Below are 15,814 nucleotides of genomic sequence, written 5' to 3'. Positions count from 1 at the left end.
CCGCCGCTAATCGATGAGAGACCCCGACGGACTGCTGTCGCGCGCCGGCGTGCGAGGCGACCCGAACCGCGACCAGCACTTTCTCGTAGACGACCGCGTCCTCGACCGACTTCCCTCCTATCTCCCGGACGACGTGGACGCGAGTCACCTGCTGGAGATCGGTGCAGGGAACGGTGCGTTGACCGACAGACTGCTCGAGCGTGGCGAGCACGTGACCGCCATCGAACGCGACCACCACCTCGTCGAGTTCCTCACGGAGGAGTTCGCCGACGAGATAGTCGAGGGGCGTCTGGACGTGATAGACGGGGACGCCCTGCAGGTCGACCTCCCCGACTTCACGGCCTGTGTCTCGAACCTCCCGTACGGCGTGTCGAGTCAGATTACCTTCCGGCTGCTCCCCCTCGGCAAGCCACTGGTCCTGATGTTCCAGAAGGAGTTCGCCGAGCGGATGGTCGCCGAGGCCGGGAGCGACGACTACGGCCGGCTCTCCGTCTCGACCCAGCACTACGCCGACGTCGAGATCGTCGAGACCATCCCGAAGGAGGCGTTCTCGCCGCCGCCGGCGGTCGAGAGCGCGGTCGTTCGCTGCATCCCCCGCGACCCGGACTACGAGGTCGACGACGAGCAGTTCTTCCTCGACTTCGTGAAGGCGGTGTTCACCCAGCGTCGGAAGACGATGCGCAACGCGATCCGCAACACGGCCCACATCTCCGGGCTGGACGACGCGGACGCCGTGGTCGACGCGGCGGACGAGGAACTCATGAGCAAGCGCGCTGGGAACCTGTCTCCGGTGACGTTCGCGGAACTGGCGACACTGGCGGCCGACGTCGGCCGTGATGTTGACGATGGCTGACCCGGGCACCTGGGACGCACTGGCGAGGGACGTGAACTCGCTGTCGGGACTCGTCGACAGCACCCTGGTGAAGCTCGTACTGACGGTGGCCGCGGTCGCCCTGATGGCTGGCATCGGCTACGTCACGAATCGCGTGCAGGACCACCTCAGAGACGAGTTCGGCGACGCCGTCGCGGACGTGCTGACGGTGGTCGTCATCACGCTGACGTTCGTCGGGGCGGCGACCGTCGTGGTCGGGCTGTGGAGTTCTGCGGACGAGGTCGTCGCGTCGATGGCCGACCTCCCGGTGAACGAGAGCGATGGCCCCCGTATCGCCATCACGGTCGTCGTCGCACTGACGGTCCACATCCTCTCCCGGGTGTTGAAACGGGTCCTTGAGGACTTCCTCAAGTCGACCGAGACGCTGTCGGACCACCAGCGCCGGCTCATCTACCGGGTTACCCAGGTCGTCCTCTGGACCATCGGCTTCATCGTCATCCTCGGCGTCTGGCAGGTCGAACTGACCGGACTGCTCGTCGGTGCCGGGTTCGCCGGTATCGTGGTCGGGATGGCGGCCCGCCAGACCCTCGGTGCCGTGCTGGCCGGGTTCGTGCTGATGTTCGCCCGACCGTTCGAGATCGGGGACTGGGTCGAAATCGGCGACAGCGAGGGAATCGTGACCGACATCTCCATTTTCAACACGGCCATCCAGACGTTCGACGGCGAGTACGTGATGATACCCAACGACATCGTGAGCGGCGAACGGGTGGTGAACCGGTCCCGGAAGGGGCGACTGCGTCTGGAGGTCGAGGTCGGTATCGACTACGACGCGGCCGTCGACCACGCGGTCGACGTGGCCGAGGACGCACTGGGCGACCTCGACGAGGTGCTGACCGTGCCGACGCCACAGGTCGTCGTGAAGCGGTTCGCGGATTCCGCGGTCGTCCTCGGCGTCCGGTTCTGGATAGACAAGCCGAGTGCCCGGCGCAAGTGGCGGGCGAGGACTGCAGTCGTGACGGCCCTGAAGGACGCGTTCGAGGCGGAGGGAATCAAGATACCCTTCCCGCAGCGCGAACTCTCCGGACGGGCCGAGACCGGCGGGTTCCAGGTCGCTGGAGACGGACCCGAGGTGGGCGAAGTGGACCGTGCCAGCACGCCCGCCGCCGACGGCGGCGACGGCGACGTCGACGGCAACGGGGGTGACTCGTAGATGCCGAAGGACCTCGCGGAACGCCGCGGCGTCGAGACCGAGGTGTACCAGCCGGCAGAGGACTCGCACTTGCTGGCCGAGACGGCCGTCGCCGACATCGATGGCGGTCGCGTCCTGGAGGTCGGCACGGGCTCGGGCTACGTCGCCGAGCGCGTCGCCGCCGAGACCGGGGCCCAGGTGGTCGCCTCGGACCTGAATCCACACGCGTGTGAGCAGGCACGCGACCGGTCGGAACACGGCGTCTCCGTCGTCCAGGCGGACCTCGTCTCGCCGTTCCGCGACGGCGCGTTCGATGCGGTGCTGTTCAACCCACCGTACCTGCCCGAGGACGCGGCGGCCGCCCGCGACGACTGGATGGAGGTCGCCCTGACCGGCGGCGAGGACGGTCGTGCCGTCGTGGACCCCTTCCTCGACGCGGTCGGTCGAGTGCTCGACCCCGACGGTGCAGTGTACCTGCTGGTGTCGAGTCTGACCGGTGTCGATGCCGTGGTCGACCGGGCCGCAGCGAACGGCTTCAGCGCCGTTGCCCTGCGAGACGAGTCGTTTCCGTTCGAGACACTCACAGTTCTGAAGCTCGTCAGATAGCATCTAATTACTGCTGCGCATTTGCAGCCTTCGAAAATATTAAACTCCCGCATTTCCAAGCGACGGGTACGAATGACAGAACTCGTCTCTACGACACTGGGACTGTTCCCCCTCCCAGACTGGGCGAAAGCGGACCTCTCGGACCTCAAAGGCCACCAGAAGCACGACCTCATCTCCGGCGACGAGGGCGAGGAGATACAGGGCGTCTACCAGACGGCCCGTGAGGAGGTCGTCACGGCACAGGTCGACGCCGGGGTCGACCTCGTCGGTGAGGGCCAGCTCCGCTGGGACGACATGCTCGCGCACCCACTGACGGTCCACGACAGCGTCGAGACGCGTGGCATCGTCCGGTACTACGACAACAACAACTTCTACCGCGAGCCGGTCGTCCAGGACGAACTCACGTTCGACGGCGACGTGGCCGCCGAACTGGAAGCGACCGCCGAACTCGTCGACGACGGTCTCCAGGCCGTCCTCCCCGGCCCGTACTCGCTCGCCGACCTCGCGACCGACGAGTACTACAACGACGAGACGCAGTTCCTCCACGCCGTCGCGGACTTCCTCGCCGGCGAGGCCGACGCCTTCCCGGACGTGGAGACGCTGTTCCTGCTCGAACCCTCGCTCGTCGAGAACGCCCCCGGTGAGGGCCTCGACGCGGAGGTCCCCGATGCGGTGACGACCGTCGCGAACGCGGTCGACGCCGAGGTCGTCGTCCAGCCCTACTGGGGCGCACTGGAGGAGAAAGTCCACGCGCACCTGCTCGACGCCGAGGTCGACGCCATCGGCTACGACTTCGTCAGCGACCACGAACAGAACCTCTACAACCTGCAGGAGTACGGCACCAAAGACGACATCTCGCTCGGCCTGCTCGACGGCCAGAACACGCTGGTCGAAGAGCCCGAAGCCGTCCTCGAACGCGTCGACTGGGTACAGGACAACCTGCCCGTCGCCGAGTTCGACACCGCCTACGTGACGCCGAACACCGAACTGTTCTACCTGCCCTACGCGAAGTACGAAGACAAACTCGACGCCGTCGCCGAGGCCGTTGCCCTCGCCGACACGGAGGTGACAGCATGAGCCAGAACCCCAACAGAGACCAGTTCCGCCCGGAGGACCACCCGAACGACCACTTCATCCTGACGACCGTCGTCGGCTCTTACGCCAAGCCCAAGTGGCTCAACCGCGCCAAGGAGCAGTACGAGGACCCCGACTCGAAGTTCGACGAGGACGACTGGCAGGAGGCCAAGGACGACGCCTCCCGTCTCATCACCGACGAGCACGAACGCGCCGGCCTCGACGTCGTCGTCGACGGCGAGATGCGTCGCACCGAGATGGTCGAGTTCTTCGCCCACCGCATCGAGGGCTACGAGTTCAACGGCCCGGTGAAGGTCTGGGGCCACAACTACTTCGACAAGCCGTCGGTCGTCTCCGAGGTCGAGTACGACGAGTCCTGGCTGGTCGACGAGTACGAGTTCACCGCCGAGGTGTCCGACAAGCCGGTCAAGGTGCCAATCACCGGCCCGTACACCCTCGCGAACTGGTCGTTCAACGAGGCCTACGACGACGACGAGGCGCTTGCATACGACCTCGCCGACCTCGTGAACGAGGAGATCGAGAAGCTGGTCGACGCCGGTGCCCGCTACATCCAGATAGACGAACCCGCGCTCGCGACCACGCCGGACGACCACGCCATCGTCGGCGAGTGTCTGGAGCGCATCGCCGACGACATCCCGGACGACGTGCGCATCGGCCTGCACGTCTGCTACGGCGATTACTCGCGCATCTACCCCGAGATGCTCGACTACCCGGTCGAGGAGTACGACCTCGAACTCTGCAACGGCGACTACGACCAGCTCGACGTCTTCACCGGCGACGAGTTCACGAAGGACCTCGCCCTCGGCGTGGTCGACGCCCACGTCGCCGAGGTCGAGTCCGTCGAGGAGATAAAGCGTAACATCCGCAAGGGCCTCGAAGTGGTGCCCCCGGAGCGCCTCATCGTCTCGCCCGACTGCGGGCTGAAGCTCCTGCCCCGCGAGATCGCCTTCGGGAAGATGGAGAACCTCGTCAAGGCGACCCGCGAAATCGAGGCCGAACTCGACGCCGGCGAAATCGACGTGCCCGCGGTAGAGCCAGCAGCGAGCGCGGACGACTGAGCACTCGCGGACTTCTTTCGTCTACCCTTCTTTCCTCGCCTTCAACGAGAACGTCTGTGGCAGGTCCACGGGCACGTCGTCGGGGAGCCACCAGCGCCCGCAGTCGTCCTCGGTCATGCCCTCGAACCGTTGCCACGTGCACCACGGGAACTCGTGGAGGAACTCGATGCGGAGGCCGCGGGTGGCAAGGGCGGTCACGACCTCACCGAGCGAGTGTCCCCACTCGTACATCTCGGTGTGTTCGAACTCGGCGTCGAAGTCGGCGTAACTGCCCTGTTCGTCGAAGTGTTCGGGTTCGCCGTGGAAGTACGAGTACGCGAGGGTCGCGGTGTCGCCGTCGACGTGTTCGAACGTCCCGGCCAGCGGGTGGCCTTCGGCGATGTAGAAGACCCCGCCGGGGGCGAGGTGACGGGCGACGGTGTCGGCCCACGAATCGAGGTCGTCCAGCCAGCAGAGGACCCCGTACGAGGTGAACACCACGTCGAACTCGCGTCCCAGGTCGAGGTCGAGCACGTCCCCCTCGACGAACTCGGCACGGTCTGCCAGGTCCGCCTCGGTGGCGAGTTCGCGGGCCCGGCGGATGGCTTCCTCCGAGAAGTCGACGCCGACAACGTCGGCTCCGTCGCGAGCCCACGACAGCGTATCCATGCCGAAGTGACACTGGAGGTGCAAGAGCGTCGTCCCCGCCGAGATGTCCGAGCCGAGTTCGTCGCGTTCGAGGTCCCAGAGCGACGACTCGCCGTCGAGGAATCCCTCCACGTCGTAGTAGTCGGTGTCGGGGTGGTGGGTAGCGCGTTCGTCCCACATCCGCCGATTCGTCTCCCTGTGTTCGTCCATGTCTCTCCTCGAACCACGGAACAGTATATGTCTTCAGGGTGCGTGCGACCCGGTGGCCGGCCCCGACGGCACGTCTCCGGGATGGAACTCAACTCGCCCGCGGCAGGGTGATGCGGACCTCGGTCCCGCGCGGGTCGTTCTCGGCGAACGAGACGTAGCCGCCAGCGGAGCGAACGGTCCAGTTGACCAGCCAGAGCCCGAGCCCGGAGCCGTGTTCGAGCGGCGTTTCTTCTCCGCTTTCGAGGACGCGGCGTTCGTCCGGTGGGATGCCCGGGCCGGTGTCCGCGACCGTGATAGTCACCGACTGGCCAGACGTTTCCACCCCCACGGCCACCGACGGGAACGGTTCGTCGTTGTGTTCGACGCCGTTCTCGACGAGTTCGAACAGCGCCCACTCGAGGGTGGTGTGTGCGAGGACACGTTCGGTCGCCCGCGTCGGCGTGAACACCGCCGCGTCGGGATACCGCTCCTGGACGCGTTCTGCGGCCCGTTCGATGGTGCTCCCGACTTCGATGTCTCGGCGTTCGACCTCCACGTCGTCGAGCGCGCGTTCGACGTAGCGCGCCCGGTCCGACCAGTCCACGAGCTGGTCTGCCGCGTCGAGCATGGCGCTGAGGTGAGGGGCCCCGGCATCCGAGACGGTGGGCTCGATGAGGTCACCGTGGCCGAGGATGATGTTCGTCTCGTGGCGGACGTTGTGGCGGAGCACCCGGTTGAGCACGTTGAGCCGCTGCTCGCGGAGCACCCGGTCCGTCACGTCGTGGAGGGTGAGCAGTCGGCCGATGAGCAAGTCGCCCATGCGGTACAGCGGCTCGACTTCGACCGTGAAGTAGCGTTCGCGCCCGCCGTCGTCTTCGAGCAGGAGTTTCCGCGTCTCTTCGCTCTCGGCGACGGACGCCAGTTCCTCGTCGATGGCTGATAGCTGCTTGCCGACTGGCTCGGCAACGGCGAGCACCTCGTCTGCGGCCCGGTTGGTCTCGGTGATGCGTCCCTCCGCGTCGAGGACGATGACGCCCGCAGTCATCCGCGCGACCACCGCGTCGGCCGCGACCGTCGGCGAGACGGGGACGACCGCGAACAGCCGGTGGCCGAACAGGGCGACGCCGAAGGCGACCATCGAGACGGCGAACGCCAGCGGCCCGGTGTTCAACCCGGGAACGAACTGGAGGTCGAACAGCGTCGAGACGGTCCCGAGCCACGGCGCGGCGACGCCGACGAGCATCGCACTGGTGCGCCCGCGGTAGAGCTGTGGCGCGCCGACGGCGAGCCTGACGAGGACGGCCGACCCGACCAACACGACGAGGTACACGTAGCCGACGGTGACCCAGTAGGCGGCCCCGTGGGTGAGTTCCCAGGTCGCGAGCCCCGGCCCGGCCGGCTGGAAGAACTCGACGGTCCGGAACCAGCCGTGGACGTCGTTGGTGAAGACGACGAAGAGGGTGCTGATGGGCTGTACCGCGAGGACCGCGACTAGCTGGTACGAGATGCGTTCGCGCTGGCCCGTGTAGGCGAGGGTGAACAGCAACCAGGCGGGTGCGGCCAGCAAGATACCGAGCCACTCGACGTTCGCCAGCAGCGTGTACGTCTCGAGGGCGGTCGATGCGATTCGAAACGCGTGGGTCGCAGTCCAGATGGCGATGCCGGCCGTCAGCCCGGCGAACGGGAGCGCCCCGGGGACGACACGCTCGCGGAGGGCGTACGCCGCCAGTGCGAACATCGCGCCGGCGACGAGCAAGAGCGCCGCCGTGAATGGATTTGCGAGGAACATCGAATGTGGGCAAACAGGCCCAAGCTGTCGTCGTGTGGAACTATCGGTACGGCTACTTGGCTCTAATTGCCCATCAGGTGATAGCTCTGGCGAGTGCCCCGAACACCGGGAGGACGACCCCGAGTGCGATTGGCAAGACGGCGAGCGTGCCGAGTCCAGCGAAGCTGTCCAGCGCACCGCTCCAGGTGAGCTCGGCGAGGAACCCGCCCACCACGAGTACGGCGAAGCCGACACTCGCGGCGAACCCCCGACGTACGGAGCGTTGCGGGAGTGCCACCATCGCACCGGCGACCACGAGCCCGAGCCAGTGGACCCAGGCGAGCGCGAGGCCGACGACGACGGCCGCCAGCGTGACGAGTCGCCGCCGGCGGTCGTCCTCACGCAGGGACGCGAGCGAGTCCGAGGTATTCATTGGTCCACCTCCTCGAATCGCAGGTCGGTCCCGTCCGGGACGGTCCGCTCCATCGGTTTGTACTCGCCCTTGGCCCACATTCGAAGCTGGTCGTCGTAGCTATCCGAGAAGTAATCGCCCGAGTTCCCGCCGGGCAGGACCGCCCGGGACTCGCCGTCGAAGGTGGCGACCATCCGCCAGCTCGCGCCGGTGGACTCCTCGCTGTGGAAGTTCCGTACAGTCCCGGGAGAGCCCGCCGTGCGCAGGTTCGGGTAGTTCAGGAAGTCCTGGTCGAACGGATGGGTGAACCGGGCGCGGTTCCAGTCGCCGTAGTCCTCCCAGTCTTCGTCGATAATCTCCTCGGTCGCCCGTCGCATCGCGAGCGCGGCGGCGACCTGCAAACCGTCGTCTCCGTCGAACCACCGGCCGTCAGAACCGTTCAGTGAGAGTGTGCCGAGTACCCAGTCGTTCGGCTCCGGGAAGTCTTCGTGGAGACCGGCGTCGACCAGGTGCTCCTCGCCGAAGCGTCTCCGAAAGACGCGTAGCCACCGCTCGAAGACCAGTGCACCGACCGAATCCGGTGTCATCTCGCCGTCCCAGCCTGCCAGCACCTCGTAGGGGTCGTAGCCGAGGCGCGTGTAGTCTTTCCCGTCCATGCGCTTGCCAGCCTCGACGATTGGCCTGAACAGGTCCCATCGCGGGTCGTACGTGTCGAGTTGCACCTCGCGGACGAACTCGGAATCCATCGGCTGGTCGCTCTCGACGCGCTCGTCCAGCAGGTCGTAGATGCGCCCACCCCGGAACGGCGGGGCGTACCCTTCCGAGAGGTAGTGTTCGGGGTCGTTCGTGAGGCGCTGGTTCGCGGTGGCCAGATAGTCGGGGTTTTCGACGCCCGGCTTCTCATCGAAGGGGACGAACCCCTCCCACGAGGACGTTCCAAAGGGGGTGTAGCCGTCACCCCACTCGCCCTCCTTCGCGGAGCCATCGAAGATTCTCGTGCCCTGGACCACCTCGCCGTCGGTCGTTCGAATCGGAATCTGGCCGGTGACCCAGTAGTACGTGTTCCCGTCGCGGTCCGCGTAGACGAAGTTCTGCGTCGGCTCGTCGAACAGCCGGATGGCCGCCTTCGCGTCGTCCAACCCATCAGCGACGTTCAGCTGGCGGACCGCCTCGACGGTACGCGTCCCCGAGAGACCGGTCCAGGCGACCCCGAGTTCGTCGGCGACGGCCAGGTCGTCGCCGTCGGGGAACTGCGACAGGACCGCACCGTGGACCGACCGCTTCACCGTCACCTCACGGTCCTCGCCGTCTGCGACCTCGACGGTCTCGGTCCGCGAGTCGAACTGCCGTGTCTCGTCACCGTATCGGTACCCGCCGTTCTGGGTCGTCTCGTACGTGTAGAAGTCGATGACGTCCGCCCCGGTGTTGGTGAAGCCCCACGCGCCAGCGTGGTTCTGGCCGATGATGACGAACGGGACGCCCGGGAAACAGACCCCGCGAACGTCCAGCGGGTCCGGCCCGACGACGTGCTGTTCGTACCATACCGGCGGCACGGTCAGGTTCAGGTGCGGGTCGTTCGCCAGGATGGGGTCGCCCGAGTCGGTGTGCTCGCCCGAGACGACCCACGAGTTCGACCCGATACCCGGCTTCGTCTCGAAGTCCGCGAGCCACGAGACCATGCCGGGGGCCGGCACCGCCGCGTCCGTCGCTTCGGTGGATTCCGGCGGTTCGCCGCCCTGGATGATGGGGTCGTCGTGGTCCATGAGCCGCGGGTACAGCGACTCGGTCGCCTCGGCACCGAGTTTCTCACGGGCCAGCGCCGTCCGAAGCGTCCGGAAGGACCCCGTCAACCCCCACGAGATCTGCTTCGAGATGACGAGCGAGGCCTGTGGCGTCCACTCGTCCGGTTCGTACTCCAGCAACCGATATTCGAGCGGTTTCGACTCCTGCTCTCTGGCCGCGTTCACCCCGTCGACGTACGCCTGGAGTATCGCGCCCGTCTCGGTGTCTTTCGTCCGTTCCCAGGTGGCGTCCGCCGCCGCCGCGAAGTCCAGTTGCCGGTGGAAGACGTCAGAATCGACCGCAACGTCGCCGACGACCGCCGAGAGCCGTCCCTCCATCAACCGTCGATAGAGGTCCATCTGGAACAGGCGGTCCGCGCCGTGGCAGTAGCCGACCGCGAAGTACACCGCCCGCTCGGCGTCTGCCTCGACGTGTGGGACGTGATGGTCGTCGTAGCTGACGGTGGCCGGGCCGTACGGGCTCTCGACGGTCCCCTCGACCGCTGAATCCGCCGCCCCCCACACCGACCCCGAGCCCGGCGCGAACCGGTCGAGGTAGCTCCGCGCCTCCGTGAGCGTCATCCCCCCGACGCCCGCCCCGAGGACCGCAGTGAGGAGGGCACGGCGGGTCGTCTCTGTGTTCATTAAACACACACAAACGAGGTGAATATTTATAGTTTGTTTACACACCCCGCGGTCTACAGACGGCAGCGGAGCTACGCGGGGTGGAGAAAACGGAAGAACCGAACAGCTCTATTCGTAGAGCCAGGTCGCGTCGACCTTCTCGTAGTCCACGAGTTCCTCTTCGTCGAAGAAGAGGTCGATCTCGCGCTCGTTGGAGCCGGGGTCCTCGTGGTCGGAGCCGTGGATGACGTTCCGACCGAGGTCGAGACCGAAGTCACCGCGGATGGTGCCCGGCGCGGAGTCGGCCGGGTCGGTCTCGCCCATCATGCCGCGGACCTGCCGGATGGCGTCCTGGCCCTCCCAGACCATCGCCATCACGGGACCGGACGTGATGAAGTCGACGAGGCCGTCGAAGAAGGGCTTGTCCTTGTGCTCGCCGTAGTGCTCCTCGGCGAGCTCCTGGTCGATCTGCATGAACTTCGCACCGACGAGCTTCAGACCGCGGTCCTCGAAGCGAGAGATGATCTCGCCGGTGAGGCCGCGCTGGACGCCGTCGGGCTTGACCATGACGAACGTGCGCTCGTGGTCGTCGCTCATTCTTCGGATTCCTCCTCAGTTTTCTTCTCGGGGGCACCGCCTTCTTTCGTCCACTCCAGATCGCGGGGCTCGCGACCGAGCCCGGCGTTCTTCTCGCACTTCGCGGAGCAGTAGTGGACGGTCGTGCCGTCCACGTGGACGAACATCGTGCCCGTCCCGGGAACGATCTCGTCACCGCAGTATTCACAGTCGCGGGTTCGAACCATTATTGTCCTCCGATGGAGTCGGCCTCGCGGGCGGTCTCGCGCAGCTGCAAGACGTCGCCCTCACGAACGGGGCCGAGGCAGTTTCGCGTGATGATGCGACCCTGGTTTTCCCCCTCGCGGATGCGGCACTTGACCTGCATGGCTTCGCCGTGCATGCCGGTCTTACCGACGATCTCGATGACTTCCGCGGAGGTGGAGCCGTCTGTAGACTCTTCGGCACTCATGGATTACCTCTACAGGTCCTCGACCTTGGTGGCGATGTCCTCGACGTCGCTCGAGGCGTCACCAGCGTCGACGATGGCGGCGGCCGCGCTACCGACTTCGAGGCCGGCGGCGTGACCGACGTCGTCCTGCGTCTCGATGAAGACGACCGGGATGCCCTTCTCGTTGGCGAGCTCGGGAAGGTGCATGACGATCTCCTCCGGGGAGACGTCCTCTGCGACGTAGACGATCGAGGCGTTGCCGCGCTCGACGGCCTTCGTGGTCTCGTTGGTTCCTTTCTTTACGCTACCTGTGTCTCGTGCGACCTCGAGGGCCTCGAGGGCGTCCTCTTGGAGGTCGGCTGGGATCTCTTTGTTGACGTAGACTGGCATGGTTGTTCACCTACTCCCACGCGTGGGCTCGCGCTCCCCTGCCTTCGTGGGGGAAATCCCCACTGACCACCGGCTGGGTAGTCGGCGGCCGGATTCCTGTGCGGCTAGGAGCATCATCAACCCCGCGTAGGGCGTATCTCGTCTGTACTGGTCCACCCCTTATAAGGGTGTTCAAACGCTCTCAGGCGTGCGAAAACGCCGCATGCAGATTTCCCACAACCGTCACGCCACGGCGTAGACACACTGGCGAGCATCGACGTCGTGTGCACGCCATCGATACCCGAAAAGAAGCCCGTCAGCGTGCGAACGAGAACGGGTCCGGGATGATACCCATGGCGAACCACAGGTCGTTGTGACCGTAGCCGTCTATCTCGACGAGTTCGTCGTCCTCGAACCGGCCGGTGTAGACGAGTTCACACTGGAACCGGTCGCCGGTCGGCTCGAAGACGAGTTCCTCCCCCTCGATGGACAGTCGCCACTCGTTCTCGAAGGTCCCCGTGCGCGTCGTGCGGACGACGACGACGTCGCCGTCGACGTGGACGCTCTCGACCGTCTCGCTCACGTCGGGGACGGCCCGATGGAACCGGAGAATCCGGTCGGCCAGCTCGGCAGGTCCGAACCGCTTCGACGGGTCGGACATGAGGACGCAGTCGTTCGAGAAGTGGTCGTAGAAGACAGTCGGGTCTCCCCCATCGTGGCCCGCTTCGACGACACGGCGGACGATACGTTCGTATTCGGTGCTTTTCAGCTGTTCTTGCCCCCCAGGCATGGGTGAGAGTAGTCGCGCGTGAACTTATATTTGACCGGGTGGTGTCACTGGAGAGCAAGACTCCTCTCGGGCGGAACGACAACGCACTTCCTGTCGCCTCGCCAACGAGGAGGCATGGACGCAGTCGAGGTGGCGACCGCACTCCGTGCGGAAGCCCGGTCGGTGAACGAGCGACGAGTCCTCGTCCTGACAGGTGCTCGCGGGAACTGCGAGGCGGTCGTCCAGCAGGTCCTCGACGAGCTCGCGGTACCCATCACCGCCACCGCACTGGTGAGCGAGCACGACTTCCTGCGCTGCCCGCAGGTCGGCCCGCGTCAGGCGGGGTCGCTGCTCGGGACGACTCACGAGTGCATCGTCGTCGACGCCCACGACCAGTTGCGCCCGAACACACTCGGACAGGTCACCGGTGCAGTCGACGGCGGCGGTCTCCTTGTCCTGCTCACACCGCCACTCTCGGAGTGGCCGGACCGCCGCGACGACTTCGACGCGGGGATGGCCGTCCTCCCGTTCACCCAGGACGACGTGACCGGCCACTTCCGCTCGCGGTTCGTCGAGACGCTCAGGGCACATCGCGGTATCGCCATCTACGACGTCGATTCTGGGACCGTCGAGGACGACGGACTGACGCACCCTGCGCCCCGCCGTCCCGACCCACCGTTCTCACCACCCGCCGAGTTCGACTTCCCCGGGGCGGCCTACGAGGCGTGCCGGACGGCCGACCAGGTCGAGGCCGTCCACGACTTCGAGTTTCTGAAACACGCGAACCGCGCCCTGGTGCTGGAAGCCGACCGCGGCCGTGGGAAGTCGAGCGCCGCCGGCATCGCGGCCGGCGCGTTCGCCGCCGACGGGCAGGACGTGCTCGTCACCGCACCCAGCTACCGGAACGCGGCCGAGGCGTTCGACCGGGCGCGTGAACTGTTCGACGTGCTGGCGGTCGCTGGCGACCACCCCGACGAGAACACCCACCTCGTCACCACGACCGGCGGGGAAGTCAGGTACGAACCACCGCCACGGGCTGCCGAACAGGCCACCGAACCGGACATCCTCGTCGTGGACGAGGCCGCCGCCATCTCGGTCCGCCTGCTGGACGCTACGCTCGCCGCCGACCGCGTCGCCTACGCCTCGACCATCCACGGCTACGAAGGTGCAGGCAGGGGCTTCTCGGTCCGGTTCCGGGCCCACCTCGACGACAGCGACCACGAGGTCCGCGAAGCGCGCCTCACGACCCCCATCCGGTACGCCGCCGGTGACCCCGTGGAGGTGTGGTCGTTCAACGCCCTCGGCCTCGACGCCCGGCCGCCGGTCGACCAGCTGGTGGCTGCGGCGACCCCGGGGTCGGTCGAGTACGGGCAGCCGAGCGCCGAGGACCTGCTCGCGAACCCGACGCTCCTCCGGGAGACTTTCGGACTGCTCGTCCTCGCACACTACCAGACCCAGCCCGACGACCTCGCCCGGTTGCTCGACGCGCCGAACCTCACGGTGCGAACGCTCTCGCACGACGGTCACGTCGTCAGCGTGGCCCTGCTCGCACGCGAAGGCGGCCTCGACGAGGAGACACGCGCCCGCATCTACGAGGGCGGGCGCATCAACGGGAACATGATTCCCGACGTACTGACGAGCCAGTTACGCGACGAAGCCGCCGCCGGACCGGTCGGCCAGCGTGTGGTCCGCATCGCGACCCACCACGTCGCGCGTGGCCGGGGGCTCGGCTCGCACCTGCTCGCTCGCGTCCGCGAAGAGTACACGGACGACGTCGACTGGCTCGGCGTCGGCTACGGGGCGACTCCCGACCTCCTCCGGTTCTGGGACCGCAACGACTACCACACGGTCCACCTCTCGACCACCAGGAACGACGTCTCGGGCGAGTACTCCGCCGTGATGCTCTCCCCGTGTTCGCCCGCCGGCGAGGACCTCCACGACCGGCACGCGAACTGGTTCGCCCGTCGAATCGACGGCGTCCTGACCGACGCCCTGCGGGACATGGAGCCGGACGAGGTCCGGGCCGCTCTCCACGCCTGCGAGGTCGACGTGTCCCTTGACCTCGACGCGATGGCCTGGCGTGCCGTCGCAGGGACGGCCTACGGCCCCGGACTGTACGACGTCGCTCCCGGCCCGTTCCGGGCCCTCGTCGTGAAGCACCTGGTCGACCCGGACCCGGGAGCCACTGCCCTCGACGCCGAACACGAGCGCGTCCTCGTCGCTCGAATCCTGCAGGCACACGACGCCGACACCGTCGCCGACGAACTCGGGTACCACTCTGGTCGGATGGCGATGCGGGCCGTGGGCGACGGCCTTCGCCCCCTCGTCGACGACTACGGCGACGAAACGGCCAGGGAAGAACGCGACAGACACCGCGACGAAGAGACCTGAGGAGGACCAGGCACGACAGATAGTTTCGTTAGGCTGGGGGGAGAAGCCGGTCTATGCGCTGTTCGGAACCCGACTGTGACCGCGAGGCCGCCGTCAGGCTCCACGTCCCGTGGGCCGAGGACAGAAACGTCTGCGTCTCGCACGCTCGCGGACTCGGACAGCAAGACGGGGTCGTCACCGAACCCATCGACGGAAAAGAGAACGAGTGGCCCTGAGCGGTCACGAGTCGGTCAGAGCGACACCGCCATCATCACTTCGTCCACGTAGTCGTCGTCTATCTTGTAGTGGTGCTCCCGAACTGCTTCGGTCTCCCAGCCGTGCTTCTCGAGGAACTCGATGGCCCCCTCGTTCGTCGCCGGGACGCTGTTGTACAGTTTCTCGTAGCCGTTCTGTTTCGCCCAGTTGACGCCGCGTTCGAGCAGGTGGCTCCCGATGTCGTGTCCGCGGTACTCCGCGAGCACGCCCACGGTGAGTTCTGCGTTGTGACGGAGTTTCTCCATCTCCGGCACACGAATGTGGACCCAGCCCACCACGTCCTCGTCGACGGTCGCGACGAAGAACATCCGCGATTCGAGTTCGTTGTGCCGGAGCAGTACCTCCTCGTGGTCGAGGATGTCCGCGACCTCCTCGGCCTCGATGTAGGTGCCCTCGTCGGCGACGTGTCGGATGGCACCGATGAGGCCGGAGAGGTCGGACTGGTGGGCCTGCCGGATGACGAACTCGACCTCGTCACTGACGTGTTCCTCGGCTGCAGTCTCGTCCTCGAAGGCGACCCGCAGGACGCCGCCCTCGTCGGTCAGGTAGCCGTCGCGCTTCAGGATGGCGACGTGATGTCGTACCGCTCGTGGGTCCATCTTGAGCGCCTGTTCGACTTCCTTTCGCTTGACCGTCCCGTGGCTCTCGACGTACTCGTAGAGTTCCTGACGGTCCTCGTGGTCGAAGCTCAGTTTGTCAGTGAGTTTCATGAGTACTGTTACCACTGCCCGCTACTTAATGGTTGTTCGTGAAATTAGCCGGGGAGAAGCGGGAGCGAACGGCCGGGTACTGGCCTGTATATAGGTCCTGACCCTGTACCGTCCCGGGCTTTTCAGGGTGGAC

17 protein-coding genes are annotated in these 15,814 nt (G+C 66.5%); 7 read left to right on the top strand and 10 right to left on the bottom strand.

The genetic code is table 11. The features are described 5' to 3' along the window. Nucleotides 1–13: 13 nt before the first annotated feature. The 5 genes from ACSC1R_RS14175 to ACSC1R_RS14155 all read left to right on the top strand — a co-directional run bounded on the left by ACSC1R_RS14175 (nt 14) and on the right by ACSC1R_RS14155 (nt 4,780). Entirely contained in the window at nt 14–853 is an 840-nt protein-coding gene (locus ACSC1R_RS14175) for a 16S ribosomal RNA methyltransferase A (protein WP_439026375.1), read from the top strand. Continuing rightward, on the top strand, nt 837–2,042 hold the full coding sequence (locus ACSC1R_RS14170) for a mechanosensitive ion channel family protein (protein WP_439026374.1): 1,206 nt from the start codon (nt 837–839) through the stop codon (nt 2,040–2,042). Before ACSC1R_RS14175 ends, ACSC1R_RS14170 begins: the two co-directional genes overlap by 17 nt. Beyond that, the gene (locus tag ACSC1R_RS14165; protein ID WP_439026373.1) at nt 2,043–2,627 is read left to right on the top strand and encodes a HemK2/MTQ2 family protein methyltransferase; all 585 of its coding nucleotides are present in this window, start codon (nt 2,043–2,045) and stop codon (nt 2,625–2,627) included. It begins immediately after the preceding gene. 72 nt (nt 2,628–2,699) lie between these two features. Further along, nucleotides 2,700–3,704: a 5-methyltetrahydropteroyltriglutamate--homocysteine methyltransferase gene (locus ACSC1R_RS14160; protein WP_439026372.1), complete on the top strand. Its 1,005-nt coding sequence runs from the start codon at nt 2,700–2,702 to the stop codon at nt 3,702–3,704. After that, on the top strand, nt 3,701–4,780 hold the full coding sequence (locus ACSC1R_RS14155; RefSeq protein WP_439026371.1) for a methionine synthase: 1,080 nt from the start codon (nt 3,701–3,703) through the stop codon (nt 4,778–4,780). The genes ACSC1R_RS14160 and ACSC1R_RS14155 overlap by 4 nt, the downstream gene beginning before the upstream one ends. A 21-nt stretch (nt 4,781–4,801) precedes the next feature. Here ACSC1R_RS14155 and ACSC1R_RS14150 read toward each other — a convergent pair whose 3' ends face one another. The 9 genes from ACSC1R_RS14150 to ACSC1R_RS14110 all read right to left on the bottom strand — a co-directional run bounded on the left by ACSC1R_RS14150 (nt 4,802) and on the right by ACSC1R_RS14110 (nt 12,346). Continuing rightward, the gene (locus tag ACSC1R_RS14150) at nt 4,802–5,617 is read right to left on the bottom strand and encodes a class I SAM-dependent methyltransferase (protein WP_439026370.1); all 816 of its coding nucleotides are present in this window, start codon (nt 5,615–5,617) and stop codon (nt 4,802–4,804) included. Between the two features lie 88 nt (nt 5,618–5,705). Then, nucleotides 5,706–7,385, bottom strand: a complete 1,680-nt coding sequence (locus ACSC1R_RS14145; protein WP_439026369.1) for a histidine kinase N-terminal 7TM domain-containing protein — start codon at nt 7,383–7,385, stop codon at nt 5,706–5,708. Nucleotides 7,386–7,458: 73 nt separating this feature from the next. Continuing rightward, on the bottom strand, nt 7,459–7,797 hold the full coding sequence (locus tag ACSC1R_RS14140; RefSeq protein ID WP_439026368.1) for a hypothetical protein: 339 nt from the start codon (nt 7,795–7,797) through the stop codon (nt 7,459–7,461). Next, on the bottom strand, nt 7,794–10,202 hold the full coding sequence (locus tag ACSC1R_RS14135) for a penicillin acylase family protein (protein WP_439026367.1): 2,409 nt from the start codon (nt 10,200–10,202) through the stop codon (nt 7,794–7,796). The genes ACSC1R_RS14140 and ACSC1R_RS14135 overlap by 4 nt, the downstream gene beginning before the upstream one ends. Before the next feature lie 108 nt (nt 10,203–10,310). Continuing rightward, on the bottom strand, nt 10,311–10,778 hold the full coding sequence (gene ndk, locus ACSC1R_RS14130) for a nucleoside-diphosphate kinase (RefSeq protein ID WP_439026366.1): 468 nt from the start codon (nt 10,776–10,778) through the stop codon (nt 10,311–10,313). Next, nucleotides 10,775–10,984 carry a 50S ribosomal protein L24e gene (locus ACSC1R_RS14125; RefSeq protein ID WP_439026365.1) on the bottom strand — a complete coding sequence of 70 codons (210 nt, stop codon included), beginning with the start codon at nt 10,982–10,984 and terminating at the stop codon, nt 10,775–10,777. The genes ndk and ACSC1R_RS14125 overlap by 4 nt, the downstream gene beginning before the upstream one ends. Beyond that, nucleotides 10,984–11,208, bottom strand: coding sequence for a 30S ribosomal protein S28e (locus tag ACSC1R_RS14120; protein ID WP_261651289.1), 225 nt, complete (start codon nt 11,206–11,208; stop codon nt 10,984–10,986). Before ACSC1R_RS14120 ends, ACSC1R_RS14125 begins: the two co-directional genes overlap by 1 nt. Before the next feature lie 9 nt (nt 11,209–11,217). Continuing rightward, the gene (gene rpl7ae / locus ACSC1R_RS14115; protein ID WP_439026364.1) at nt 11,218–11,577 is read right to left on the bottom strand and encodes a 50S ribosomal protein L7Ae; all 360 of its coding nucleotides are present in this window, start codon (nt 11,575–11,577) and stop codon (nt 11,218–11,220) included. A 295-nt stretch (nt 11,578–11,872) separates the two neighbouring features. After that, complete coding sequence (locus tag ACSC1R_RS14110; RefSeq protein WP_439026363.1) at nt 11,873–12,346, bottom strand: ester cyclase; 474 nt, start codon at nt 12,344–12,346, stop codon at nt 11,873–11,875. 114 nt (nt 12,347–12,460) lie between these two features. Between ACSC1R_RS14110 and tmcA the strand changes: the two genes are divergently transcribed. Together tmcA and ACSC1R_RS14100 are read left to right on the top strand one after the other, a co-directional pair. Then, the gene (gene tmcA, locus ACSC1R_RS14105) at nt 12,461–14,716 is read left to right on the top strand and encodes a tRNA(Met) cytidine acetyltransferase TmcA (RefSeq protein WP_439026362.1); all 2,256 of its coding nucleotides are present in this window, start codon (nt 12,461–12,463) and stop codon (nt 14,714–14,716) included. Nucleotides 14,717–14,769: 53 nt separating this feature from the next. Next, complete coding sequence (locus ACSC1R_RS14100) at nt 14,770–14,931, top strand: hypothetical protein (RefSeq protein ID WP_439026361.1); 162 nt, start codon at nt 14,770–14,772, stop codon at nt 14,929–14,931. 15 nt (nt 14,932–14,946) lie between these two features. Here the strand turns inward: ACSC1R_RS14100 and ACSC1R_RS14095 are convergent, their stop codons facing one another. After that, nucleotides 14,947–15,681: a GNAT family N-acetyltransferase gene (locus tag ACSC1R_RS14095; RefSeq protein ID WP_439026360.1), complete on the bottom strand. Its 735-nt coding sequence runs from the start codon at nt 15,679–15,681 to the stop codon at nt 14,947–14,949. Nucleotides 15,682–15,814 lie beyond the last annotated feature (133 nt).

It is taken from the genome of Haloarchaeobius ordinarius, from assembly GCF_051801355.1.
Taxonomy (GTDB): domain Archaea; phylum Halobacteriota; class Halobacteria; order Halobacteriales; family Natrialbaceae; genus Haloarchaeobius.
This window is presented reverse-complemented; position numbering and strand designations above follow the sequence as displayed.

Coding starts and splice junctions, on each gene's coding strand:
- ACSC1R_RS14175 (WP_439026375.1), top strand. CDS start 14: ATGAGAGACCCCGACGGACTGCTGTCGCGCGCCGGCGTGCGAGGCGAC.
- ACSC1R_RS14170 (WP_439026374.1), top strand. CDS start 837: ATGTTGACGATGGCTGACCCGGGCACCTGGGACGCACTGGCGAGGGAC.
- ACSC1R_RS14165 (WP_439026373.1), top strand. CDS start 2,043: ATGCCGAAGGACCTCGCGGAACGCCGCGGCGTCGAGACCGAGGTGTAC.
- ACSC1R_RS14160 (WP_439026372.1), top strand. CDS start 2,700: ATGACAGAACTCGTCTCTACGACACTGGGACTGTTCCCCCTCCCAGAC.
- ACSC1R_RS14155 (WP_439026371.1), top strand. CDS start 3,701: ATGAGCCAGAACCCCAACAGAGACCAGTTCCGCCCGGAGGACCACCCG.
- ACSC1R_RS14150 (WP_439026370.1), bottom strand. CDS start 5,617: ATGGACGAACACAGGGAGACGAATCGGCGGATGTGGGACGAACGCGCT.
- ACSC1R_RS14145 (WP_439026369.1), bottom strand. CDS start 7,385: ATGTTCCTCGCAAATCCATTCACGGCGGCGCTCTTGCTCGTCGCCGGC.
- ACSC1R_RS14140 (WP_439026368.1), bottom strand. CDS start 7,797: ATGAATACCTCGGACTCGCTCGCGTCCCTGCGTGAGGACGACCGCCGG.
- ACSC1R_RS14135 (WP_439026367.1), bottom strand. CDS start 10,202: ATGAACACAGAGACGACCCGCCGTGCCCTCCTCACTGCGGTCCTCGGG.
- ndk (WP_439026366.1), bottom strand. CDS start 10,778: ATGAGCGACGACCACGAGCGCACGTTCGTCATGGTCAAGCCCGACGGC.
- ACSC1R_RS14125 (WP_439026365.1), bottom strand. CDS start 10,984: ATGGTTCGAACCCGCGACTGTGAATACTGCGGTGACGAGATCGTTCCC.
- ACSC1R_RS14120 (WP_261651289.1), bottom strand. CDS start 11,208: ATGAGTGCCGAAGAGTCTACAGACGGCTCCACCTCCGCGGAAGTCATC.
- rpl7ae (WP_439026364.1), bottom strand. CDS start 11,577: ATGCCAGTCTACGTCAACAAAGAGATCCCAGCCGACCTCCAAGAGGAC.
- ACSC1R_RS14110 (WP_439026363.1), bottom strand. CDS start 12,346: ATGCCTGGGGGGCAAGAACAGCTGAAAAGCACCGAATACGAACGTATC.
- tmcA (WP_439026362.1), top strand. CDS start 12,461: ATGGACGCAGTCGAGGTGGCGACCGCACTCCGTGCGGAAGCCCGGTCG.
- ACSC1R_RS14100 (WP_439026361.1), top strand. CDS start 14,770: ATGCGCTGTTCGGAACCCGACTGTGACCGCGAGGCCGCCGTCAGGCTC.
- ACSC1R_RS14095 (WP_439026360.1), bottom strand. CDS start 15,681: ATGAAACTCACTGACAAACTGAGCTTCGACCACGAGGACCGTCAGGAA.